Source organism: Hoeflea sp. 108, from assembly GCF_000372965.1.
Classification (GTDB): domain Bacteria; phylum Pseudomonadota; class Alphaproteobacteria; order Rhizobiales; family Rhizobiaceae; genus Aminobacter.
In genome coordinates this window covers 387,109-410,065 of sequence record NZ_KB890025.1, presented here as the reverse complement: position 1 = coordinate 410,065, position 22,957 = coordinate 387,109, and the positions used below count along the sequence as shown (strand labels likewise).

The 22,957-nt window shown below is 62.6% G+C and carries 20 protein-coding genes and 1 pseudogene; 4 read left to right on the top strand and 17 right to left on the bottom strand.

Annotated elements, in window-relative coordinates; translation table 11 throughout:
* Positions 1 to 6: 6 nt before the first annotated feature.
* Together B015_RS0127820 and B015_RS0127815 are read right to left on the bottom strand one after the other, a co-directional pair.
* On the bottom strand, positions 7 to 912 hold the full coding sequence (locus B015_RS0127820) for an ABC transporter permease (protein ID WP_040457338.1): 906 nt from the start codon (positions 910 to 912) through the stop codon (positions 7 to 9).
* Positions 902 to 1,996, bottom strand: coding sequence for an ABC transporter ATP-binding protein (locus B015_RS0127815; RefSeq protein WP_018431048.1), 1,095 nt, complete (start codon positions 1,994 to 1,996; stop codon positions 902 to 904). The genes B015_RS0127820 and B015_RS0127815 overlap by 11 nt, the downstream gene beginning before the upstream one ends.
* A 152-nt stretch (positions 1,997 to 2,148) precedes the next feature.
* Between B015_RS0127815 and B015_RS0127810 the strand changes: the two genes are divergently transcribed.
* Both B015_RS0127810 and B015_RS0127805 read left to right on the top strand, forming a co-directional pair.
* A complete protein-coding gene (locus B015_RS0127810) occupies positions 2,149 to 3,225 on the top strand; it encodes a spermidine/putrescine ABC transporter substrate-binding protein (protein ID WP_018431047.1) in 1,077 nt (358 codons plus the stop codon).
* Positions 3,226 to 3,262: 37 nt separating this feature from the next.
* Entirely contained in the window at positions 3,263 to 4,117 is an 855-nt protein-coding gene (locus B015_RS0127805; protein ID WP_018431046.1) for a MurR/RpiR family transcriptional regulator, read from the top strand.
* 51 nt (positions 4,118 to 4,168) lie between these two features.
* On the opposite strand, the gene B015_RS0127800 is transcribed toward B015_RS0127805, so the two are convergent.
* Together B015_RS0127800 and B015_RS0127795 are read right to left on the bottom strand one after the other, a co-directional pair.
* Positions 4,169 to 4,792, bottom strand: a complete 624-nt coding sequence (locus tag B015_RS0127800; protein WP_018431045.1) for a helix-turn-helix transcriptional regulator — start codon at positions 4,790 to 4,792, stop codon at positions 4,169 to 4,171.
* Between the two features lie 17 nt (positions 4,793 to 4,809).
* Entirely contained in the window at positions 4,810 to 5,682 is an 873-nt protein-coding gene (locus B015_RS0127795) for a S1C family serine protease (RefSeq protein WP_018431044.1), read from the bottom strand.
* A gap of 180 nt (positions 5,683 to 5,862) precedes the next feature.
* Between B015_RS0127795 and B015_RS0127790 the strand changes: the two genes are divergently transcribed.
* Positions 5,863 to 6,819: a trypsin-like peptidase domain-containing protein gene (locus B015_RS0127790; RefSeq protein WP_018431043.1), complete on the top strand. Its 957-nt coding sequence runs from the start codon at positions 5,863 to 5,865 to the stop codon at positions 6,817 to 6,819.
* 20 nt (positions 6,820 to 6,839) lie between these two features.
* Here the strand turns inward: B015_RS0127790 and mnhG are convergent, their stop codons facing one another.
* From mnhG to B015_RS0127750, 8 genes and pseudogenes are all read right to left on the bottom strand, one after another.
* Positions 6,840 to 7,217, bottom strand: coding sequence for a monovalent cation/H(+) antiporter subunit G (gene mnhG / locus B015_RS0127785; RefSeq protein WP_018431042.1), 378 nt, complete (start codon positions 7,215 to 7,217; stop codon positions 6,840 to 6,842).
* Positions 7,214 to 7,495, bottom strand: coding sequence for a K+/H+ antiporter subunit F (locus B015_RS0127780; protein ID WP_018431041.1), 282 nt, complete (start codon positions 7,493 to 7,495; stop codon positions 7,214 to 7,216). Before B015_RS0127780 ends, mnhG begins: the two co-directional genes overlap by 4 nt.
* Positions 7,492 to 7,971: a Na+/H+ antiporter subunit E gene (locus tag B015_RS0127775; protein ID WP_018431040.1), complete on the bottom strand. Its 480-nt coding sequence runs from the start codon at positions 7,969 to 7,971 to the stop codon at positions 7,492 to 7,494. The genes B015_RS0127780 and B015_RS0127775 overlap by 4 nt, the downstream gene beginning before the upstream one ends.
* The gene (locus B015_RS0127770; RefSeq protein WP_018431039.1) at positions 7,968 to 9,596 is read right to left on the bottom strand and encodes a monovalent cation/H+ antiporter subunit D; all 1,629 of its coding nucleotides are present in this window, start codon (positions 9,594 to 9,596) and stop codon (positions 7,968 to 7,970) included. Before B015_RS0127770 ends, B015_RS0127775 begins: the two co-directional genes overlap by 4 nt.
* A complete protein-coding gene (locus tag B015_RS0127765; protein WP_018431038.1) occupies positions 9,596 to 9,937 on the bottom strand; it encodes a Na+/H+ antiporter subunit C in 342 nt (113 codons plus the stop codon). The genes B015_RS0127770 and B015_RS0127765 overlap by 1 nt, the downstream gene beginning before the upstream one ends.
* Entirely contained in the window at positions 9,937 to 12,837 is a 2,901-nt protein-coding gene (locus B015_RS0127760; RefSeq protein ID WP_040457337.1) for a monovalent cation/H+ antiporter subunit A, read from the bottom strand. The genes B015_RS0127765 and B015_RS0127760 overlap by 1 nt, the downstream gene beginning before the upstream one ends.
* 397 nt (positions 12,838 to 13,234) lie before the next feature.
* Positions 13,235 to 15,060: pseudogene (locus B015_RS31730) on the bottom strand (ABC transporter ATP-binding protein).
* A 37-nt stretch (positions 15,061 to 15,097) separates the two neighbouring features.
* Entirely contained in the window at positions 15,098 to 16,294 is a 1,197-nt protein-coding gene (locus B015_RS0127750; protein ID WP_018431036.1) for an aminotransferase class V-fold PLP-dependent enzyme, read from the bottom strand.
* A gap of 95 nt (positions 16,295 to 16,389) precedes the next feature.
* Here B015_RS0127750 and B015_RS0127745 point away from each other — a divergent pair, with 95 nt between their 5' ends.
* Positions 16,390 to 17,199, top strand: coding sequence for an IclR family transcriptional regulator (locus B015_RS0127745; RefSeq protein WP_018431035.1), 810 nt, complete (start codon positions 16,390 to 16,392; stop codon positions 17,197 to 17,199).
* Between the two features lie 9 nt (positions 17,200 to 17,208).
* On the opposite strand, the gene B015_RS0127740 is transcribed toward B015_RS0127745, so the two are convergent.
* From B015_RS0127740 to B015_RS0127720, 5 genes are all read right to left on the bottom strand, one after another.
* On the bottom strand, positions 17,209 to 17,646 hold the full coding sequence (locus tag B015_RS0127740) for a RidA family protein (protein WP_051092017.1): 438 nt from the start codon (positions 17,644 to 17,646) through the stop codon (positions 17,209 to 17,211).
* A gap of 87 nt (positions 17,647 to 17,733) precedes the next feature.
* Entirely contained in the window at positions 17,734 to 18,939 is a 1,206-nt protein-coding gene (locus B015_RS0127735; protein WP_018431033.1) for an amidohydrolase/deacetylase family metallohydrolase, read from the bottom strand.
* A 1-nt stretch (position 18,940) separates the two neighbouring features.
* A complete protein-coding gene (locus B015_RS0127730) occupies positions 18,941 to 19,819 on the bottom strand; it encodes an ABC transporter permease (RefSeq protein WP_018431032.1) in 879 nt (292 codons plus the stop codon).
* Positions 19,819 to 20,760, bottom strand: a complete 942-nt coding sequence (locus B015_RS0127725) for an ABC transporter permease (protein WP_018431031.1) — start codon at positions 20,758 to 20,760, stop codon at positions 19,819 to 19,821. Before B015_RS0127725 ends, B015_RS0127730 begins: the two co-directional genes overlap by 1 nt.
* 77 nt (positions 20,761 to 20,837) lie before the next feature.
* Complete coding sequence (locus tag B015_RS0127720) at positions 20,838 to 22,364, bottom strand: ABC transporter substrate-binding protein (protein ID WP_018431030.1); 1,527 nt, start codon at positions 22,362 to 22,364, stop codon at positions 20,838 to 20,840.
* Between the last annotated feature and the right edge of the window lie 593 nt (positions 22,365 to 22,957).

Sequence of the window (22,957 nt, the reverse complement as noted above, 5' to 3'; positions counted from 1 at the left end):
GTCTCCTCAGTTCGTGACATCGGCGCCGCGGCGGCCTGTCGCGATGACATAGACGAAGAGCATCACCAGCATGACGCTCATGACCATCATCGCCAGGGCCGAACCGAAGGGCCAGTTGCGGGCAGAGAGGAACTGCTGCTCGATGAGATTGCCGAGCATCATCACCTTGGCGCCGCCGAGCACCGCGGGAACGACGAAATTTCCGAGTGCCGGGATGAAGACGATGATTGCGCCACCGGCAATGCCGGGAGCAGTCAGCGGCAGGATGATCCGCAAGAAGGTGCGGATGGGCCCGGCACCGAGATCGAGCGATGCACGCACCAGCGTCCAGTCGAGCTTTTCGACGCTGGCATAGACCGGCATGAACATGAACGGGATGAAGATGTAGACCATTCCAAGCACGATCGCGCCGTCGGTGTAGATCAGTTCAAGCGGGCGATCGATGATGCCGGTCGCCAACAACATCTCGTTGACGATGCCGGTCTGGCGCAGGATGAGGACCCAGATGAACAGGCGCACGATCAGGCTTGCAAAGAAGGGCAGCGTGATCAGGAACAGGCAGAAATTCTTCGAGCGTTCCGACAGCCGGGCGATGCAGAAGGCGGCAGGATAGCAGACGAGCAACGTGGCAATGACCGTGAACGCCGCGATCTTAAGCGAACGAAGGAAAATGGAGATGTAGACCGGGTCGAAGTCCTCGAAAGCCGGGTCGGCGAAGCCGAGGATGCGGCCATAGTTGTGCGGATAGAATACCCACTCCACCCCACCATAAAGACCCGGCGCCAGGAAGCTGGTGGCGATCATGATCGCAAGCGGGCCAAGGAAGAACACAGCGAAGAACAACGATACTGGCGTCAACAGCAGGGCAAGCTGCATCCGGCGCCGGCTGGCCAGCGAGAGGTCAGATGCCATCGGCGTCGCACCTGATGAGATGGACGGCAGCCGGGTCATAGGACAGCCGGGCTCTGCGAGCCTGCTCGATCTCTCCGATGAAGCGGCGGCGGCTTGCCGGAATTTCAGCAACGACCTTGCGTCCCACCGCAGTGCGGCCGAACAACTCGAACGATGAGCCGACGAAGACGATCTGCTCTACGTCTACGTCAAGGTAAGGACAGGCCTCGCCCTCCTCTGCTATGAAAAACTGTTCGGGGCGGATAAGTGCCTGGGCCGCGCCAGACACGTTCGCGGGCGAAGGCAGGTAGCGGACCGACACCCCCTCGCTCGTCACCAGGCGCCCGTTGTCGAGTTGACCCTCGAACAGATTGCTGGCCCCGACGAAAGTGGCCACGAAGCTGTTTGCCGGGTGATCGTAGATGTTCCGCGGGGTGTCGAGCTGCTGGATTCGTCCGCCCGAAAGCACCGCCACGCGATCCGACATCGTAAGCGCTTCCTGCTGGTCGTGGGTGACGAAGATGAAGGAAATGCCGAGCTCGCTTTGCAGGGCCTTGAGCTCGATCTGCATCGCCTGGCGCAAGTTCTTGTCGAGAGCTGAAAGCGGTTCGTCGAGAAGCAACAATTTGGGGCGGGCAACGATGGCACGGGCAAGCGCCACGCGCTGTTGCTGGCCACCGGAAAGCTGACGCGGACGGCGGCCTTCCATGCCGGCAAGTCCGACCATGTCGAGCACTGCTGCGACCTGCTTCATCCGCTCGGATCTGGCGACGCCCGCTACCTCCAGTGCATAGCCGGTGTTCTCGCCGACAGTCATGTGTGGGAAGAGCGCGTAGCTCTGGAAGACCGTGTTGACGGGCCTGCGGTAGGGCGGACGGGCGGTCATGTCCACGCCATCGATGAGGATGCGCCCGGCATCAAGCTCGACAAAGCCGCTGATCGCTTGAAGCAGGGTTGTCTTGCCACAGCCTGATGGGCCGAGAAGGGTCAGGAACTCGTTTCGGTCGACATCGAGGTCGAGCGCATCGAGCGCTGTTACGTTCAGGCCTTCGGGCGTGGGAAAGGTCTTTGCCGCCCCCTCAAGCCGGACAATGGAATCTCGCATTCGTCGTTCCCCGAATTGTTATCTAAATAACGCTTGTGCGATTGAGAGATTTGGATACCATTTATTCACCCAAGTCAACGGCCACGAGAAGCCGCAACCGGGAGCCGCGAAGGCGAGCCTTCGAAGGGCGAAAACCAACAGAGGAGAATCCGATGAACATCATTTTCCGCACAGTCCTGGGCGCAGGGGGCGGCAGGCTGGGGGCATTGTTAGCTGCGGCTTCATTTGCGGCAGCTATTTCGACGGCAGCACCGGCCACTGCTGCCGAACTCAACATTTACAACTGGGGCGAATACATCAATCCGGCGGTTCTGAAGAAGTTCGAGGACGAGACCCAGATCAAGGTCAACCTGTCCACTTATTCTTCGAACGAGGAAATGCTGGCCAAGATCCAGGGAGGCGCCACCGGCTACGACATCGTCTTCCCATCGGTCCACATGCAAGACATCATGGCCAAGCTCGATCTGCTCGAGAAGACCGACATAAACACCTATGAGGGCTTCAAGAACATCGACCCTTCGTTCATGCGCGCCAAGAGCGACCCCAAAGGCGAGTACTGTCTGCCTTACGCATTCGGTTCGGTCGGCATTTTCTACAACCGCAAGATCCTCGGTAAGGATATCACCGGCTGGAAGGATCTGATCGCAACCGTCGAAGCCAAGGGCCTGAAGTTCACGCTCCTCGACGACATGCGCGAGGTTCTGGCCGTGGGCCTGATCCTCAACGGGCATAAGGTGAACTCGACCGACCCCGCGGAACTGCAGCAGGCGGCCGATACGATCATCGCCATGAAGCCCGACGTGGCCGCCTTCACCTATGACACACGGCCCATGGTGCAATCAGGTGACGTTGCTGCAGGGCACTTTTTCGTTGGCGCCATGGTTGACGTGTTCGGCAACACTGCCGACCTCGGCTATGTCATCCCGGAAGAAGGCGCCACCATGTACCAGGAGGACATCTGCGTCCTCAAGAGCGCACCCAACAAGGACAACGCGATCAAGTTCCTTCAGTTCTACACACGCCCTGAGATTGCGGCGCTCAACGTCTCCCAACAGACCAACGGCACGGCGAACGTTCCGGCGCGACAATTGACCCCCGACAACATCAAGAATAGCAAGGAAATCAACCCGTCACCCGAGACGATGCAGCGGCTCCAGATCTTCGAGGACCTGGGTCCTGGCCTGCGCCAGCTTGATCGCGTCTGGACCAAGGTGAAGACAGCGCAGTAGTTCAGACTTGCCCGTGCGGCGGCTGGCCGGAGAGGATATGGCGCAACGAATCCTGAAGCTCGTTCAAAGCGAGGAACTGAGACGGTCCAAGTCCGACAAGCTGATTGCGAACTACATTGAACGCAATCTGGGCGAAATCCCGTTCGAGACGGCGCGCTCCATCGCAACCCGCCTCGAACTGTCGCCGATGACGGTCGGGCGTTATCTCAGACGCATGGGCTTTGACGGACTGGATCAGCTGAAGAATGAGCTCCGGCGCGGCAGCTCCAATCCCGCCTGGCAGGTGAAGGGTCCCGTCGACCGCCTCAGGGAGGACATCCGCGAAGGCAAGCTGCTGGCCGGGCTGATCCAGCAGCAAATAGACAATCTTGGCCGAATCTACGAGCTGGCCGCGGCTCCGGAGTGGCAACAGACGATCGATGCACTGGTTTCGGCAAGCGAGGTCTATGTCGCGGCGTACCAGAACGTCCGCGGCATCGCCCAGTATTTTGCCAGCCAGCTGTCCTATACGCGGCCGCGCGTGCAATTTGTCGACGGACTGAACGGAACCTATTCCGAATTGCTCGACGGCTCGGTTGAAGGCCGCGTGCTGTTCCTGCACGACGTCAGACGCTTTGCCGCCAAGGCGCGCCCGCTTGCCATCGAGGCACGGCGAATGGGCGTCAAGGTCGTGCTGCTGACCGACGAGTTCTGCCCATGGGGACCGGAAGTCTCCGACATCTGCCTCGTGGTGCCCGGGTCACACGGTCCGCTTTGGGACGGCTCGGCAACCATCATTGCAGTAATGGATCTGATGCTGAGCAACATCATCGTGCTTCTAGGCGATGAAGTGGGCGAACGCGTCGACCTATTGACCCGACTGCAGAACACGTTCGGCGATTTCGAGGGTTAGACGGGAAAATCTGCAGCGAGGTCAGTGCCCGATCACTCCTGTAACGGCCCCCTAGACCAGCACCAGTCCCTGCCGCATCGCTGTGGCGATTGCATCGGTGCGGTTGGCGGCATCGAGTTTCACCAGGATCGCCGCGACGTGGAACTTGGCGGTGTGTACGGAAATGTCGAGATGCCGCGCGATGACTTTGTTCGATGCACCCTCGGCAAGCAGCGCCAGCACCTCCATCTCGCGCGGCGACAGTCGGATCGCCTCGTGATCCGGCTCACCACCGGCTAAGAGCCCACCATCTGGCCGGCCATCGGTCGAGCCGAGCCTCCCGCCGCGCCCATCCAGATCAGAAGGCGCATCATCGACGACATAACCCGCAGCGGCAAGCCGCACGGCCGCCGCTATCAGTGCTGTGCCGGCGTCCCGCGGCAATACCGCCGCAACAGCCGCTGGTCGGTGCGTCGTTCGGGAGGCGAGCACAATCCGTGCCACACCTCGCGTCAGCGCGCCGCTTTCGGTTTCGTCATCGACGATCGCCACGTCGACGCGGTCGCCTCCGGCCAGGTCTACTGCTGTCACCGGCACCAGCCCGTAATCCTCCGACAGGCGATGGGCAAGCTGCTCGCTCGACGCCATGTCGCCGAGCGCCACCAGAACGAGCAGCCTATGTTGCGTCTCCGGCATGACAGCACCGGGCCCCTCTAGACCAGAGGCTTTTCGCCGATGGTGACCAATACGTCGCGCGTCTCCCCGCCACGCCGGACCGTCAGCGTCACCACAGTCCCCGCACTGTCCGGCCCCAGCCGATGGATCAGGTCGCGCGGCCCGCGTACCGGCTCCCCGTTCCAGGTCGTAACGATGTCGCCGAGCGCAATGCCGGCAGCCTTGGCCGGGCCGTCGTCATCGAGCCCCATGACCATGGCGCCCTGCAGCTGACCATGGTGGATAGGATACAAGCCGGCGCCGAGATAGCCGCGCAGGACGTGGCCTTTCTCGCGCAACGTCGCGACGGTGCGCTCGATCGTCTCGTGAGGGATGACAAGCGCCCGGCGGCGCGGCCCAAAGAGCAGCATCCCGACCAGTCCGCCACCGGCGTCGAGCACCGGTCCTCCCTCGAACCGAGCGCCCGCCACCACCGCGAGATTGATGCGGCGGTCGATGGCGCCGCCACGCCGCGAGCGCCATTCCGGTCCGACCTCGGCCACGGTGCCGAAGACCGCCAGAGGCGACGCTCCGTCACGCCCGGTCGCCACGACGATGTCGCCGGAACGCACCGTCCCGGCTTTCTTGAAGACCGTTCCGACTGCCGCTGTCGCAGGCTTCAAAAGGGCTACGCCGGTCGAAGGATCGCGGCCGATCAATTCGGCTTTCACGGTCTCGCCGCTGGGCAGGGTAAGGTGTAATTCCTCGTCCGGATCGACCGACTCCTCGGCGGCGACGTAAAGGCCCTCTCCCCAGTGGAAGGCGGTCGCAGTCCTGCCATGATGGGATAAGAAGCTCGCAGTCACGGGCGCCGCCTGGCCGGCAATGTCGGCAACTGCATTGGAAAAGGCCGCAAGATCAAACCTGGTCATCACGCGCTCCTGGGTTAGCCCGATAGGGGTTTTCTGAACCCGGATATTGCCACGCCGTATCGCACTTCCAACTCGCCGAACGGCTAGGAACCTGGGGCACTAGCCATCCGGTCAGGTCGCGCCGCGCGGACGCGCACAGCACATATAGGCATCGATTGTGCGACTGACACGGAGGCCCCCATGGCCCTGCCTGCGACCGACCAGCTTCCGCATGATGGCGGCCTGCTTGACGCCTACTCTTCCACCGTCGCCGACGCAGTTGACCGCGTCGGCCCCGCCGTCTGCCGTATCGGTCCCCATGCCGAGGGCAAGGCCGGCGGCCAGGGTTCGGGCTTCGTCATCTCGCCGGACGGCTTGGTTGTCACCAACTTCCACGTCGTCGGCGAGGCGCGTACCTTGCGTGTCGCAATGCCCGACGGCACTTCGGTAGAAGGGCGTGTCCTTGGCAGCGATGCCGATACCGACATTGCCCTGGTGCGTGCCGACGGACATTTTCCCGACATCGCTCCGCTCGGGGATTCCAAGCGCCTGCGCCGCGGCCAGATCGCCATCGCCATTGGCAACCCGCTCGGCTTTGAATGGACGGTGACGGCCGGCGTGGTGTCGGCCTTGGGCCGGTCGATGCGCGCCGTGAGCGGCCGGCTCATCGATGACGTGATCCAGACCGACGCGGCGCTCAACCCGGGCAACTCAGGTGGCCCGCTGGTATCGTCGGCCGGCGAGGTGATCGGCGTCAACACCGCCACGATCCGTGGTGCCCAGGGCATCGCCTTCGCCGTCGCCTCGAATACGGCCAATTTCGTCATTGCGGAAATCATCCGCTTCGGGCGCGTACGCCGCGCCTTTATCGGCGTATCGGCCGACACGGTCGCCCTGCCGCGCCGCACGGCGCTGGCCGCGCAGGTTACCAGCCGCACGGCAGTGCGCTTGCGCTCGGTCGAAACAGGCGGACCGGCCGCGAAAGCCGGGCTGAAGGAAGGCGACATTATCGTCGCCATCGACGGTCACGCCGTTGGCGGCGTAGACGATCTGGTACGCACGCTGGACGCCGAAAAGATCGGCAAGGAAACGACGTTTGCCGTGGTCGGCCGCACCGGAGTTGTCCAGGTGGTTGTCACGCCGGCGGCGCGCTCCTGACACGAAGGCCCGTGGCCTCGCTACGCTTCGGTCGGTCTGTCACCCGGTTCCTCTAGAAGATCCGGTGCCGCTGCGGAAGCGATTTCAGACCGCTCACGATAGAGTGTGGCGCGAGCGAGCAGCATCAGCGTTACCGGAGTGGTGATGCTCACAAATACGCCGATCAGCAGTTCCGGAAAGACAAGACGCGAACCGAGGACAGAGAAGAGTAGCGAGGACGCCAGCACGATAGCGCCGGTGCCCCAGCTCGTGCCCAGCGTAGGCGCATGCACCCTCTCGAAAAAGGTGCGGAAGCGCAGCGTGCCAATCGCGCCGATCAAGGTCAGGCTGGCGCCCACCAGAACCAGGAACGCCGTCAGCAGCGCGGCCCAGGCGGGAAGTGCCTCGGCATGGGTCATTCGATCACCTCGCCGCGCATGAGGAATTTTGCGAAGGCGACCGTCGAGATGAAGCCGAGAAGGCTGATAACCAGCGCCGCCTCGAAATAGAGCGAGCTGCCCGTTCGAATGCCAAAGGTCAGCACCAGGAGCATCGCATTGACATAAAGCGCATCGAGGCAAAGCACGCGATCCTGCGCGCGCGGCCCGCGGATGAGCCGGTATGTGTTGCATGCCATGGCAACCACCAGCATGAGCTGCGCGATGGTCACGGACCAGACCAGGATGGTCGCACTCATTCGAAAATCTCCCGCAGCGTCGCCTCGTAACGGTTCTTGATCAGGTCGATCCACTCCTGCCGCTCGACCAGGTCGAGAACATGGATGAGCAACTCGCCGGTGGCCGAGTCATATTCGACCCAGGCAGTGCCGGGCGTGCTTGTGACGATACAGGCAAGGACTGCCAGTCCAGTCTGATCGCGCAGCTCGAGCGGGATCGACACGAACCCCGGGCTGCGCGCACGCCGCCTCAGGATGACCGAGGCCACGGCGAAGTTGGACTTCGCGATGTCGATCAGGACGATACCGCAAAGCCACGGAATGAGCTGCCAGCGCCGCAGCCTCGGCTTTGAAGGCTCAAGTGCGGTCATGGCGCGCGATGCACCGGCAGCCACGACAGCTCCCAGGAGCAAGTGCCCGAGCGAGAATGAATTCAATAGCATCCACACGACGGTCAGCGCGGCGGTGAGAACCGGATATGGCAGGATATGTCTCATTGCGCCTGCCCTGCCTCGTTGGCGGCTTCAGGCAGAACACTGCCGACATAGAGGCGCTGGTGGTGCAGGGCATCCGCCACCGCATCGGTGTAGCGCATCACGTTGCCGGCCTGGGCGGTCATGGCAACGCAAATGCCGATCAGCAGAATGACCGGCGCGATCTCCACCACCAGCACCCGGGGTACGATGACCTCCAGTGGCGCCCAGAATGTACGTATGCCGGTTCGCATCATGGCAAGCAGCACGGCAAGTCCCGACAGGATCAACAACGCCGTCAATGTCCAGCCCATACCGCCCGGGCCCGTTGTCTGCGCCCCAAGGCCTGCCGGGTTGAAAATGGCATTGATCAACGCGAACTTGCCGATAAAGCCCGACAGCGGCGGTAGCCCGGAGAGAAGCAGGGCCAGAAGCCCGAAGCAGATGCCGAGAATGGCGAGCGCGCCCGGCATGACCACGCCGACCTCTTCCTGCTCGTCTTCTTCCGGCTCGACATCGTCGCCATAGGCCTCCATCGTGACGGTCAGCAGGTTGGCGGCGGGCTCCTGCGCGCGCTCGACCAGCTCGACCATCAGGAAAAGCGCGCTTACCGCAAGCGTCGAGGTCAGAAGATAAAACAGCGCCCCCGACACGGCCGCCTTGTCGCCGAGACCAACCGCGGCCAACAGCGTGCCCGAGGAGACCAGCAGGCTATAGCCGGCAAGCCGGCCAAGCGACTGTGAAGCGAGCACGCCGAAAGCACCGAACGCGATGGTGGCCATGCCGCCGATCAGCAGCACCTCGCCGCCAAAGCCCATGAGCGCACCGGCCTCTGCCCCGAACAGCAATAAACTGAGCCGCAGCAAGACATAGAACCCGACCTTGCTGAGGATGGCGAAGAGCGCGGAGGCGGGAGCGGAAGCCGCCATGTAGGTGGTGGGCAGCCAAAAGCACAGCGGCCACATGCCGGCCTTTATGAGAAAGGCGACACCCAGGATGGCCGAACCTGCGGCAAGCAGGCCCTGGTTTTCCGGCGCAACCTCGGGAATACGCTGAGCCAGATCGGCCATGTTCAGCGTGCCGGTCACGCCGTAGATCAGGCTGACGCCGATCAGGAACAGCAGCGACGCCGCAAGATTGATCGCGATGTAGTGCAGGCCCGCGCGCACCCGAAAAGTACCCGAACCATACAACATCAACCCGTAAGACGCCGCCAGCAGAACCTCGAAGAAAACGAATAGGTTGAACAGGTCCCCGGTCAGGAACGCGCCGTTCACACCCATCAGCAGGAACTGAAACAACGTGTGGAAATGCGGGGCCGCCTTGTGCCAGCGCGCAAGCGAAAACAGCAGCGATGCCACGGCGAGCACCGACGTCAAAGTCACCATCAGGGCCGAAAGCCGATCAAGCACCAGCACGATGCCGAAAGGCGGCGCCCAGTCGCCCAGGCGGTAGACATGGACAACCGGCGCCCCGGCAACATCGACCAGGCGCAAGAGCCAGATCGACAGCACCAACAGCAATGCAGTGGCTGCAATGTTGATGCCGGCCTTCAGGCTGTGCCGACGCTCGTCGAACAACAGCAGGGTGGCCCCCGCCGCCATTGGCAGCAGGATGGGCAGGACGGGAAGATGCGCGGCGAAATCCATCAATGTGGCTCCCGCCCATCGACATGGTCGCTGCCGGTCAATCCGCGCGATGCCAGCAGCACGACAAGGAAAAGTGCCGTGGTGGCAAAACCGATGACGATTGCGGTCAGCACAAGCGCCTGCGGAAGCGGATCCGCATAGTCTGCCGGGTTGATGGCGCCGGCACCGTCGAGTACGGCGGCTGCGCCGCTGTGGAGCCTGCCCATGCTGAAGATGAACAGGTTGACCGCATAGGACAGCAGCGACAGGCCAATGATCACCTGATAGGTGCGCGGCCGCAGCAGCAGCCAGACGCCGGAGCCCGTCAGCACGCCAATGGCAATTGCAAGTGTCAGCTCCATCACGACTGCTCCTCTATCCGGGACGCGCGCAGCCTGCGGACCGATTGGTGGGCCAGGGCGATCAACATGAGTACGGTCGCGCCGACGACGAGCGACAGGACACCGAGGTCGAAGAGCGAAGCGGTAGCGAGTGGCACCTTGCCGATAAGAGGCACATCCACATATTGCGCGTATGACGTCAGGAACGGCTTGCCGAAGAACCAGGCTCCCGCACCGGTCAGAAGTGCCGTCAGCAGGCCGCCGCCTATCCAGGTCACCGGCAGGATGCGCAACCTGTCTTCGACCCAGATCGTTCCGGCCGCCATGTATTGCAGAATGAACCCGGCGGCCATCGCCACGCCGGCCGCAAAGCCGCCGCCCGGCGCGTCATGGCCGCGCAGGAACAGGTAGGCCGAGAACACGATGACGACAGGGAACATCCACTTCATGATGACCGAAGGCACCAGAAGATAGTCGACCGCAGTTGCGCCCGGCTGGCGATCGGGGTGCGCCTCGTCATAGGCGCGCTGGATTCGCTGCTGCTCGGGCCGCTCGACGGTGTCCGGCGCCGGCCTGAACCGGCGCAGCAAGGCAAAAACCGTAAGTGCCACAATGCCGAGCACCGTAATCTCGCCCAGCGTATCGAAGCCTCGAAAATCGACGAGGATGACGTTGACGACATTGCGCCCGCCGCCGCCGCTGTAGGCATTTTCGAGGAAAAAGTCGGAAATGGTCTGCGGCAGGGGTCTTGTCATGACCGCATAGGCGACGATCGTCATTCCCAGACCCGCACCAACGGCCATCACAAGATCGCGCAGGCGCCGCAGCCTTGCCATGGGGCCGGTGGCCTCGCTCAGTCCCTGGAACCTCTTCGGCAGCCAGCGCAGACCCAACAATATGAGAACGGAGGTAACGATCTCGACGACAAGCTGGGTGACAGCGAGGTCCGGCGCCGACATCCAGACAAAGGTCATGCAGGTGACGAGCCCGGTGCCTCCGAGCAGGGCCAGCGCGGCCAGGCGGTGGAATTTGGCCTGGTAGGCCGCCGCGACGGCGCAGACCACGCCCACCGCCCACATGCCGGTAAAGGCCCAGTCCATGCCCTTGAGGCTGATCGGCGCCAGATCGACCACGCCGCCGAAGAGCGACAGGAATGCCGCGGCGAAAGCGCTGAAGACGACAAGGCGCAGCTGCGGCTGCAAGCGGCGAGTGCCCAGATTGGTCTCGACGAAGCGTGCCCAGCGCCACGAAACCGTGACCATCACCTGCTCGAAAATGCGTTGCGCCTGGATGCCGCTGAGCAGGAAAGGCCCGTCCGAGCGTTCCAGATAATTGCCGATCAAAATGTAGAGCAACGCTCCCGCAACCAGCGCGACCAGGCTCATGATCAGGGGCGTGTTGAAGCCATGCCAGACGGCAAGGCTGTATTCGGGCGTAGCCGATCCCAGCACCGAGGTGACCGCGATGTGCAAATAGGGTCCGATCGTCAGCCCCGGTGCGATGCCGACCACCAGGCAGGCGATCACCAACAAGGTCACGGGCAGGCGCATGAAGAAAGGCGGCTCATGAGGCGCGCGCGGAAAACTCTCCGGGGGTGCGCCGAGGAAGATGGAGTGAATGAGCCGGATCGAATAGGTCACCGCCAGCGCACTGGCGAGCACGGCGGCGTAGGGTGCAATCGTGTCCAGCCAGGAATCGGCATGCGTTTCGACCGCCTCGGCGAAAAACATCTCCTTGGACAGGAAACCGTTGAGCAGGGGAACGCCGGCCATGGCCGCACTCGCCACCATCGCAAGCGTGCCGGTAATCGGCATGAAGCGGAACAGCCCGCTCAGTTTCCTGAGGTCGCGCGTGCCGGTCTCGTGATCAATGATGCCGGCAGCCATGAACAGCGACGCCTTGAAAGTCGCATGGTTCATGATGTGGAAGATGGCGGCAACCAGGCCGAGAGGGCTGCCGAGGCTCAGCAGCAGCGTGATCAGGCCCAGATGGCTGATCGTCGAGTAGGCAAGCAGTCCCTTGAGGTCCTGCTGGAACATGGCGAGATATGCGCCGACGACGAGCGAGGCCATGCCCGCCAGCCCGACGATGGTGAACCATTCAGGTGTGCCGGACAGGACTGGCCACAGGCGCGCCAAGAGGAAAACGCCGGCCTTCACCATCGTCGCCGAATGAAGATATGCCGACACCGGCGTCGGCGCGGCCATGGCATTGGGAAGCCAGAAATGGAACGGGAACTGGGCACTCTTGGTGAACGCCCCGAGCAGCACGAGCAACAGCGCCGGCAGATAGAGAGCATGGCCACGGATCAGGTCGCCGGAAGCCAGCACGCGGTCGAGGTCGTAGCTTCCGACGATGTGCCCGATCACCACGACGCCGCCCAGCAGACCAAGGCCTCCGATCGCCGTGACGGTCAGCGACATGCGCGCACCATCGCGCGCGGACTGATTGTGGTGCCAATAGCCGATAAGCAGGAAAGATGTGACGCTGGTGAGTTCCCAGAAGATTACCAGCAGGATTAGGTTGCCGGAGATGACGACGCCGAGCATCGCCCCCATGAAAGCCTGGAAGAAGGCGAAGAAGCGCGGTACCGGATCTTCGGCTGACATGTAATACCGGGCGTAAAGGACAACCAGCACGCCGATGCCGCTGACCAGGAGCGCAAACAGCCAGGCAAAGCCGTCGAGCCTGAGTGAGACGGAAAGGCCAAGGCTGGGCACCCATTCGAAGACCGAGCGCACCACTTCATTGTCGCGGACGGGAACATAGAGGAGCCAAACCGTCACATGGCAGGCCAACGCCACGGCGCCGGCAATGATGCCAGCGAGATTTCGCGCCTTCGAGGCCAGCATGATGGTTATCAAGCTTCCCGCGAAAGGCAAAAGAACAAGCAGCGTCAGCAAGGCGGTATCGATGTCGATTTTCCTGAGTGCCAGAGGGGAGATTCTAGGCGGTGTCTAAACCTATCTTCACCTTTCCTGACAATGAGTAAAGCAGCCGCCGCCATAGCCTCGACATCGCCTGGGCGTCATGAGCCACACAGGCGCGCAAGGCGACGCAGCCCTGAAAGCGTCGTTGCCGGCATTATCGCCATGGCGTGAGAACGGCGAGCCTGATGCGGCGACCATCGAAGGTCCGCCTCAGGCGAACAATTCCGCGTGATCGAGTTTCATAGCACGACTCTTTGGCGACGTGTGGGGCTGGGCAAAGTTACTGAGCGGAGCCAATCATTGGACGGCGGACGCGCAGCCTGCATCGCCGTGCTGGAGCTAGCCGCGATTGCCCTTGGGCCTTGGCATATTTCCGTGTTCAGACGGGCTAAACCGCCACCATATGACCGCCGGAGACTTCTCGGAAATGGCGCGCGGGAACCTGATAGTCGGGCGCGCGGATCGGGCTTTTCAGCTCTTCGGCCGCCGTCATGCGCTTTTCGTTGCGACGGTCGGGGTCTGGAACCGGCACCGCCGCCAAGAGGCGTCTGGTGTAGTCGTGCTGCGGATTGCCGAAAACGGCGGCACGCGGGCCTATCTCGACGATTTCGCCCAAATACATCACTGCGACGCGATGACTGACGCGCTCGACAACGGCCATGTCGTGGGAGATGAACAGGAAAGCGAGGTTGAGGCTCTGCTGCAGGTCGAGCATCAGGTTGATGACTTGCGCCTTGACCGAGACATCGAGCGCAGAGACGCTTTCGTCGGCGACAATGACTTTCGGCTCCAGCGCAAGCGCGCGCGCGATGCAGACGCGCTGCCGCTGCCCGCCCGAGAATTCATGTGGGTAGCGGCTCGCCATGTCGGGCGACAGGCCGACCTTGGTGAGCAGATCGGCAACAAGCTCACGCCCTTGTTTTGCCGTGCCTATCCTGTGCTCGAGATAGGGCTCGGCAATCGCCTGTCCGACCGTCATGCGCGGGTTGAGCGAGGCGAACGGATCCTGGAAGATCATCTGCACGGATTTGCGCATCTGCCGCATCTGGTGCCTGTCCATTGCAAGGATGTCCCTGCCGTCGATCGCAACCGCGTGGGCTCGATCAGGCGCATGATGGCACGACCGGTGGTCGACTTGCCGCAGCCGGATTCACCAACCAGCGACAGCGTTTCGCCGGCAAACAGATTGAAGGACACGTTCTCCACCGCATGGACACGCCCGCCGATCCGGCCGAACAGGCCGGTGGGAATGTCGAAGCGTTTGACCAGGTTCTTCACCTGCAGGACCGGCTTGCCGCGATCGACGGTGTCGGGCGTTTCCTGGGGCAGGGTGAACTCGCCCGTCGAGGTATTGACGACAGGAAAGCGCAACGGACGGTCGCGTCGTTCCATCGACCCGAGCACCGGCACGGCTGACAGAAGCGCGCGGGTATAGGGATGCTCGCCGCGATGGAAGATGTCGGCTGTGGCACCCGTCTCCACTTGATCGCCGCGGAACATGACGACAGTACGGTCTGCCACCTCCGCGACCACGCCCATGTCGTGCGTGATGAACAGCACCGACGTACCCTGCTCTTCCTGCAACAGTTTGATCAGGTCGAGGATCTGTCCCTGGATGGTGACGTCGAGCGCCGTCGTCGGCTCGTCGGCGATGAGCAGCTTCGGACGCGAGGCCAGCGCCATGGCAATCATGACGCGCTGGCGCATGCCGCCCGAGAACCGGTGCGGATATTCGTCGAAGCGCGAGGCGGCGGAGGGAATGCGGACCTTTTCCAGAAGTCGGATGGTCTCCGCCCGGGCGTCGGCAAAAGATATGGCGTTGTGGCACAGAAGCGCTTCGGAGATCTGGTCGCCGATGGTGAAGAGCGGATTGAGGCTCGTCATCGGTTCCTGGAAGATCATCGCGACGTCGTTGCCGCGCACCTGTCGCATCTTGTCTTCGGGAAGATCGGTCAGGTTGCGTCCGTTGAGAATGATCCTGCCTTCGATGCGGCTGGTGTCGGGCGGCAACAGGCGCATGATCGACAAAGAGGTCACGCTCTTGCCGGACCCGGATTCACCGACAATGGCGACCGTTTCGCCCGGCGCGACGTCGAAGGAAATGTCGCGCACCACATTGCGCCATTTGCCGTCGACCAGAAACGAAGTCGTGAGATTCTGAACCGACAGCACCGGGTTGACGGTCTGGTCGAGCCTGGATGTCGCAACGCTCATGATCTCTCCTCCCTGAATTGGTCGACAAGTCGCCCGGTCAGTCCGGCCAGCGCAGCAGGCCGTCGAAGCGATGGCGGCTACGGTTCTCGAAAGGCGTGGCGATGATCTCGTTGGAAGCGCGCGCCCTGTCGAGCTCCTCGGCCAATCGCCTGGCCACAATCGTCTCCTGGCCGGGATGCAGGTTGCAGGGGTCGAGATAGAAGTAGTGATGCTCGACCTCATGGTCGCGCACGATGATCGGCTGGTCGCCCGCGGCCAGCACCGCTGCCAGATCCCAGGCAGTGATATGCGCCTCCTGTGCGCTGATGTTGACGCGCAGCCGGTCGAGCGGGTTCTTCGTCGGGTCGGGCTCGATCACGGCGTGGACGCCGGGACGGCCGTCGAGCGTTTCCTTCCAAAGCATGAGATAGCCCGTCTCGCGTTCGCGAATACCTGCATGGTCGCGCTTCTCCCAGGCTTCCAGCGCGGCCATGACGCCATAGACGCTTTCCTTGCCGACCTTCATGCCGCGGCCGATGCCGAGGTTCTGCAGGAAGGCGTGGCGGACAAGGTCCTTGCAGCCGGCGACGATGCCGGAGGTCGGCCCGCCCAAGAACTTGTGGCCTGAATAGAGAGCCATGTCGGCCCCCTGCGCCAGGAAGATGCGCAGATCATATTCGGACGCCGCGTCGACGATGACTGGCACGCCTCTGGCATGGGCGATCTCGACGAACTCGATCAGGTTGAGCAGGCCGTAGTCGACCACATGGTGCGACACGACATAGACTGCAGCAGCCGTCTTGTCGGTGATGGCGTTCTCCATGTGGAAGCGATGGGTAGATGTCGCCTGCCCGATGATGACAGGCTTGGCGCCCGCCAAGCGGATGGCCTGGTCGACCGGCGCGCCATAGCTGATGATGTGTCCCATCTGGACAATCACTTCATTCCTGGCAGGCGTCACGTCCGGCAACCGCTCGATCGCCAGCAAATTGTCGCCAGTCATGGCGCCGGCAACGGCCAGCGAGATGCCGGCCGAGCACGACGCCGTCACATAGCCCGCCTCTGCGCCGGTCAGGCGGGCAATCACAGCGCTTGCCTTGCGCTGGAGATCGTTGATTTCGACAAACTGCGGCAGGATCTCGCCCATCGCGGCGATGGCTTCCGGCACGACAATCGAGGCACCGAGACTCGTCATCGTCCCCGACACATTGATCACAGGTCGCAGGCCGAGCTTGCAGCGGATGTCTTCTGTCATTTTCCCCTCCCGTGCACTGGCAAGCGTCGGCTTTCGGGTCGACAAGCTATGCCATAATAATGTAATATGCTGTTCTGGTTAGCAGGAGCACGCCCTTGGACGCGATATCTCGACCCGCCGATGCCGAGACCGCTGGAAACGGTGGCAAGCGCTCCCGGGTATCGGGCATCGATCGCGCCCTGCAGGTGATCGACTATCTCTACGAGACCGGCGAGCCAGCTGGCGGCTATGCCATCGCCAAGGCGATCAAGGCGCCGCTCTCGACCGTCTACGTCATCATCGACGACCTCGTCGAAAAGAACATGCTGGCGCGAAGCCCCGACGGGACCATCTGGCTTGGCGCGCGGCTCTACCACTATGGCCTCGCCTATGCGCGCTCGCTCGACTTCATGGGTGTTGCCAACCGCGAAATGCACGATCTGTGCCGCGACGTCGGCGAAACAGTCCAGTTGTGCGGCCGCGAGGGCGACCACATGCTGGTGCTCGCCATGGCGGACGGCCCGAGCCCCTTCCAGGTCGCCTCGCGCGTCGGTACGCGCGTGCCGCTGAACTGGACCGCGTCCGGCAGGCTGCTCGTCGGGCACCTGCCAGAGGCCGAGCGCATCGAACTTTTCAGGCGCTGCGCCCGCATGTCGCCGACCGGGCGTGCCGAGGTGGACGCCACCGCCCTGTCGGCCGCCGCGGGAAAGGCCTTCCAGCAGCGGCTTTCGATGCAGATTGCCGAGTCCGATTATGCAGTGGCCTGCATTGCCTCGCCGGTCTGCGACCGCGATGGCAAATGTGTCGCCACGATCTCCATTGTCTTGCCGGAGCAGAAGGTCCTCTCCGACGAGAGCCATTACACCGACCGCGTGCGCGCCTCCGCCGAGCGGATCGAAACCACGATGGGTTGGCGCGACCGCTAGCGTCATCGCTCAGTTCCTGAGTGCCACGATAGCTTCGATCTCCACCGTGATGTTGCCGGGCAGAGACCCGAAGCCGACGGCCGAGCGCGCGTGGTGGCCGGCCTCGCCAAAGACCTCGATGAAGAGATCGGAGCATCCATTGATGACCTGAGGGTGGTCTTCGAAGTCAGGGGCGGCATTGACCATCCCGAGCAGCTTGACGACCCGCTTGACCCTGGAGAGATCTCCGAGCGCCTCCTGCATGACCGCCAGCAGGTTGATCCCTACAAGGCGGGCATGCTGGTAGGCTTGGCTTACACTGACGGCGTCGCCGACCTTGCCGGTCCACAACGTGCCATCCACCTCACGCGGCCCCTGCCCCGAGAGATAGAGCATGTCACCCTCGCGCACATGGGTGACGAAGTTGGCGACCGGCGGCGGCGCCGGTGGAAGCTGAACACCCAGCATGATCAGGCGGTCGGCGGGGCTTGAAGTTGCGGAAGCAGCGATGTCTTGGGAGGCGGTCAATTCAGGTCCAGTCTCTGGGGTCATGTTTCAGCGCCACGAAAGGCCATGGCTGTGGCGCACGAGCTTGCGGGCGCGGGGCACGTATCGGCTGGCCGTGACGGCCTCCGATCCGATGATTGCGTAGCGAGGCTCGAACAGGCGCTTGAGCCGGGAGATATCGCCGTTCGAGTCGGTGACCTCGAGGTCGCCGTCAACGAGATCGAAGATGGTGAAATCGGCACGCGCGCCGACAGTGATCGACTTCGGCATGTCCAGCTTGATCGCCGATGCCGGCGCATGGGTGACGGCTTCCACAACCCTGTCGAACGGCATGCCGACCGACAGCAGCTTGGACATCGTCGTCGCGAGATCCCAGACCGGGAAATTCATCGAATGGCCGTGCAGGTCGGTCGAGATCGAGAACGGCATCAATCCACGCTGGATCGCAGCCTCGGCAACCTTGAAGGAAAACGACGCGCCGCCATGGCCGATGTCGAGCCGCACGCCTTCGGAAGCACAGCGCTCGGCAAGCGTGAACAGGTCCTCGTCTTCCATGATGCTAGAGCCGGCCTTGCCGTTGAAGCAATGGGTGACGATGTCGCCGGGCCCGAGGATCTCCAGCACCTCGTCATACAGGGCCGGCGGTTCGCCGACATGGACCATCATCGGCACCTTCAGGATCTTGGCGATCTTCTTGCCGAGCTTGACCGGGGTCACGCCCCACGACCCCGTGATGACATGGCTGGCCCGCACCTTGATGCCGACGATGTGCTCGCTGTTGTCGGCATAACACTGCAGGATGCGATCAAGGTCGATGTCCTTGATGTCGCGCAGTTCCGGGACGCGATTGCAGGCGACAAGGCCGATGGACCCCAGATTCAGGAACGCCTTGATGCGTTCGCGCGCGGGCTCGATGATGTATTCGCGAAAGCCGTGAAAGTTGGACTCGCCGGCGGAGCCCGCATCGACAAGCGTGGTGACGCCGCGCTCGGCCCCACATTCGGAGGGCCGGATCGAGATGTCGGTACCGCCGTACCAGACGTGGACATGCAGATCGACCCAGCCCGGCGATAACCAGGCGCCCTTGGCATCGATGCGTTCCGCACCCTCAGTTGCCTGAAGCGACGGTCCGACGGCAGTGATCACGCCATCCGCGCCAACCAGGATGTCGGTCGTCTGAGCACCGCTGTCGCCAAGGGCGACGGGCCGCACATTGGAAATGAAAAGGGGCCTGCCCGTTTCGATCTTTGGCATCTTACATGTCCTTTCGCAGTCTCGGGTCGAGCATGTCCCTCAGGCCGTCGCCAACCAGTTGCAGCGACAGGACCGAGAGAATGATCGCGAAGCCGGGAAAGTAGGTCATCCAATCGGCCTGCCCGATATATTGGCGCCCGGCGGCAATCATGGTCCCCCAGGTCGGAATCTCAGGGCTGACGCCCAGCCCCAAAAACGACAGGCCGGCCTCGGCCAGCATGGCGCTGGCAAAGAGGAATGTGCCCTGCACCAGGATCGGCGAGACCAGGTTGCGCAGCACATGGCGCGTCATGATGTGGAAGGTCGAGATGCCCATCGACTTCGCCGCCTCGACATAAGGCAGTTCGCGGATGACCAGCGTCGAGGCCCTTACGATACGCGCCAGTCGCGGCGCATAAACGATCGACAACGCCACGATCACCGTGACCAGCGACGGGCCGAGAGCCGCAACCAGTGCGATGGCGAGCAAGATGTCGGGGAATGCCATCATCGCATCGATGAGCCGTGCGATCGGCGTGTCCAGCGAGCGGAAGAACCCGGCCAGCAGGCCGAGCGTCACTCCGATCAGCGCCGACAGCGTGACCACGGCAGCGCCGACCAACAACGACAGGCGACCCGCATAGATGGTACGCGAGAAGATATCGCGGCCGAATTCATCGGTGCCGAACCAGAACAGCTCGCTCGGCGGCTTCAGGCGATTGACGATAGAAAGCTTGGACGGTGAGTAAGGCGCGATCCACGGCGCAAGCAGGGCGAGCAGGACAAACACCGCCAGCACGATGACGCCGAAGGCAACGGTCTTGCGCCTCAACAGTCGCCGCAGGAACAGGAATCGCGGCTCGGGCGCCGGCAAGGATGCTGAATTGACGAGATCGGTCATCAGTAGCGCACCCTTGGATCGACCAGCAGATAGAGCATGTCGATGGCGAAGTTGATGAGGACATAGAGGCCGGCGATGACCAGCAGCGCGCCCTGGATGACAGGGTAGTCGCGCCTCAGCACCGCCGAGACCACCAGGTTGCCGACGCCGGGCAGGCCGAAGACCGTTTCGGTGACGACCGCGCCCGAGATCAGCACGGCGGCCGTCAGGCCGATCACCGTCAGGATCGGGATCAGCGCGTTCTTGAGCGCGTGCTTCAGCACCACCCGCCGCTCGACCACGCCCTTGGCGCGCGCGGTACGAATGTAGTCGTCACCGAGGACATCCAGCATCGAAGCGCGGGTGAAGCGCAGGATCAGCGCCGACGACACCAGACCGAGTGCGGCGGCCGGCAAGGTGAGATGGTACATCCTGTCGAGGAACGCCGCATCCGGCCCGCCATAACCTGACACGGGGAACCACTGCTGCCGTACCGCGAATACCTGCATCAGGATCAGCCCCAGCCAGAAGCTCGGGATGCTGGCGGCCAGCATGGCAAGCAGCGTCGATGCCTGGTCGATGAACGACCCGCGCCGATAGGCAGCATAGATGCCGACGGGCAGGGCGATAACGCAGGCGACGAACAGCGAAAAGACGGTGAGGAAGAAGGTCGGCTCCGCCCTTTCCATCAAGGCTGCCGAAACCGGCATGTTGAGGAAGATCGAGTGACCGAGATCGCCCTTCAGCAATTGGCCGATATAGAGAAAATACTGGACGAAAATCGACTTATCGAGGCCGAGGCGCGTTCTGAGGTCCGCTATGTCCTCAGGCGTGGCATCGGGCCCCAGCATGACGGCGGCGGGGTCGCCTGGCGTGACGCGCACGATCACGAAAACGACGGTCACGACGATGAACATCACGACAATCATTCCGGCGATGCGCTGAAGGATATAGCGTATCATGGCGGTTCCCGTATCCACGCGTCAGGCGCGGCGATGAGCGGACGCCAGCCTGACCGGCGCCCGCAATGCTCAGCGTCTTACTTCTTGATCGAAGCATTCCAGAAGTAAGGCCACGGAGCGGGATCCACGCCTTCGAGCTTGTTGGAGATCGAGCCGACGGCGTTGAAGTTGCCGATCTTGATGAAGGGGACGTCGCCGTAGATGACCTTCTGCACGTCAGCCCAAAGCGCCACGCGCTTGGCGGGGTCGACCTCGGCCGTGAAAGAATCGACCGCAGCCTTGCGCTCCGGTGTGTCCCACCAACCCGGCGCGGTGGTCGACAGCGAACCGATCAGCGCCGGTTCCGGCAGAAACGGGCTGTGGGTGATGTAGATGTCCCACAGGCCCTTCTCGGCGCGGCGCTGGGTCAGCGTCGCCCAGTCCACCACCTGCAGGTCGACATTGAAGCCGGCCAGCTTGAGATACTCGGCGGCGACCTGCGCCATCTTGTAGTGGAACTCGTACTGGCGGCTGGTCAGGATGCGAACCGGCTCACCCTTATAGCCCGCAGCCGCTGCTGCAGCCTTGGCGCCTTCCGGATTGGCGACATTGTAATTGCCCTCGACGCCGGCGTCGGTGCTCCAGGCGAAGGTCGACGGATAAATGTTGCCCTCGAGCGCATAGAAGTCGGTGCTGCCGAAGGCAGCCGCCAACATGTCTTCCATGCTGAGCGCCTGGCGGATCGCCTTGCGCACCTCGACATTCTTCGCCGAGCCTTCGGCAGTGTTGAACACGAACACCGGATAACCGAACGGCCTGAGCAGCAACGGCTGCGTCGCGGATGCGCCCTTCAGCTTGTCGAATGATTCCACCGGCAAGGCGTCGACATAGTCGTACTGACCCGAAACGGCGGACTCGACGCGGGTGTTGGCGTCCGGCACCGGAACGAAGCGGATTTCGTCGAGATAGGCATGGCGCGCGCCGCCATAACCGTCACTGGCCTCCGAACGCGCCTTGTAGCCATCGTAGCGCACGAGCTGGATATACTGGTCGGCCTTGCGCTCCTTCAGCATGTAAGGACCGGTGCCGACGAACTCGGCCATCGTGTCGGCCTGCTTCTCGGACGGGATGACGATGGCCGCCGAGTTGTTGAAGGCGAGCAGCGAGGCCAGAGGCGCATAGGGCTGCTTGAGCGCGATGGTCACGGTCGACGGATCGGTGGCCGTGATCGAGGCAATGAAATTGCCGGCCTGCTTGCCGCGCGAGGCGAGCTTGACCCAGCGGTTCAGTGAGGCAACGACGTCGGCCGAATCCATGTCGGTGCCGTCATGGAACTTGATGCCCTGGCGCAGCTTGATGGTCATGGTCTTGCCGTCGGCGGCGACCTCCGGCAGCGCCTCGGCCAGAAGCGGCGTCACGGTCCACTTCTTGTCGAAAGTATAAAGCGTCTCGAACATGTGCTGCGTGACGATGCCAACCAGGTCGGCAGTCGACGTCATCGGGTCAAGGGTCGGCGGCTCACCGATGGTGGCGACGTTGATCACGCCACCCTTTTCCTGAGCCATCAGATAGCCCGGCGAGGCCAGCAAAAGCGTGGCAGCCAAGGATGCAAGTTTCAGCTTCATCGAACGTCCTCCCTACGTATTCCATATTAATGGAACTTAAGCTGTTATTAGAGAGTACATGAGCGATGCGGGCTGTCAATGGGCGCAACGAAAAACGCGGGCAGTTGACCTTTCTGGCCAAGTATGTCCGAAGCTTCCCTCAGTTCTTACCGTAAGATTTATTTCATTGTTCAGAAGCACTGCCAGCGCAACGCCAGTCCAACAATTGGCATTGGAGCCTGCAAATTTGGCAAGACATTCAGAACTCACAGACCAACTTCAGATTGTCTCCGGAGATAAGCAGAACACCAGCGCAGATCATCGCCAGGCTCGCCAGCGTCAGGATGGGACAAGCCGCGCTTGATGCGCTAGCGTAACCATCTGCTTGTGGCGGCAGGGCTACGGAAGCGATAGCTGCTCAGTCGGCCGGTGGCCCTTGCTTCAGCAGATCATGGACTATGGAGGCTATTCGAGGGCAGCGTCGTAGCCCCCAGCGCCTTTAAGAATCGATACTTCACAGGCATGACACAGGCGATCCAAGGCGAGATCGTTGGCTTCCATTGCAGTTCCAAAGAGCGCCCGGAACACTTACCGCTGGTGCGCCAAGAGTTTCT

Coding starts and splice junctions, on each gene's coding strand:
- B015_RS0127820 (WP_040457338.1), bottom strand. CDS start 912: ATGGCATCTGACCTCTCGCTGGCCAGCCGGCGCCGGATGCAGCTTGCC.
- B015_RS0127790 (WP_018431043.1), top strand. CDS start 5,863: ATGGCCCTGCCTGCGACCGACCAGCTTCCGCATGATGGCGGCCTGCTT.
- B015_RS0127770 (WP_018431039.1), bottom strand. CDS start 9,596: ATGGATTTCGCCGCGCATCTTCCCGTCCTGCCCATCCTGCTGCCAATG.
- B015_RS0127800 (WP_018431045.1), bottom strand. CDS start 4,792: ATGCCGGAGACGCAACATAGGCTGCTCGTTCTGGTGGCGCTCGGCGAC.
- B015_RS0127730 (WP_018431032.1), bottom strand. CDS start 19,819: ATGACCGATCTCGTCAATTCAGCATCCTTGCCGGCGCCCGAGCCGCGA.
- B015_RS0127810 (WP_018431047.1), top strand. CDS start 2,149: ATGAACATCATTTTCCGCACAGTCCTGGGCGCAGGGGGCGGCAGGCTG.
- B015_RS0127765 (WP_018431038.1), bottom strand. CDS start 9,937: ATGGAGCTGACACTTGCAATTGCCATTGGCGTGCTGACGGGCTCCGGC.
- mnhG (WP_018431042.1), bottom strand. CDS start 7,217: ATGACCCATGCCGAGGCACTTCCCGCCTGGGCCGCGCTGCTGACGGCG.
- B015_RS0127750 (WP_018431036.1), bottom strand. CDS start 16,294: ATGACAGAAGACATCCGCTGCAAGCTCGGCCTGCGACCTGTGATCAAT.
- B015_RS0127725 (WP_018431031.1), bottom strand. CDS start 20,760: ATGATACGCTATATCCTTCAGCGCATCGCCGGAATGATTGTCGTGATG.
- B015_RS0127805 (WP_018431046.1), top strand. CDS start 3,263: ATGGCGCAACGAATCCTGAAGCTCGTTCAAAGCGAGGAACTGAGACGG.
- B015_RS0127735 (WP_018431033.1), bottom strand. CDS start 18,939: ATGCCAAAGATCGAAACGGGCAGGCCCCTTTTCATTTCCAATGTGCGG.
- B015_RS0127775 (WP_018431040.1), bottom strand. CDS start 7,971: ATGAGACATATCCTGCCATATCCGGTTCTCACCGCCGCGCTGACCGTC.
- B015_RS0127815 (WP_018431048.1), bottom strand. CDS start 1,996: ATGCGAGATTCCATTGTCCGGCTTGAGGGGGCGGCAAAGACCTTTCCC.
- B015_RS0127780 (WP_018431041.1), bottom strand. CDS start 7,495: ATGAGTGCGACCATCCTGGTCTGGTCCGTGACCATCGCGCAGCTCATG.
- B015_RS0127720 (WP_018431030.1), bottom strand. CDS start 22,364: ATGAAGCTGAAACTTGCATCCTTGGCTGCCACGCTTTTGCTGGCCTCG.
- B015_RS0127795 (WP_018431044.1), bottom strand. CDS start 5,682: ATGACCAGGTTTGATCTTGCGGCCTTTTCCAATGCAGTTGCCGACATT.
- B015_RS0127740 (WP_051092017.1), bottom strand. CDS start 17,646: ATGCTGGGTGTTCAGCTTCCACCGGCGCCGCCGCCGGTCGCCAACTTC.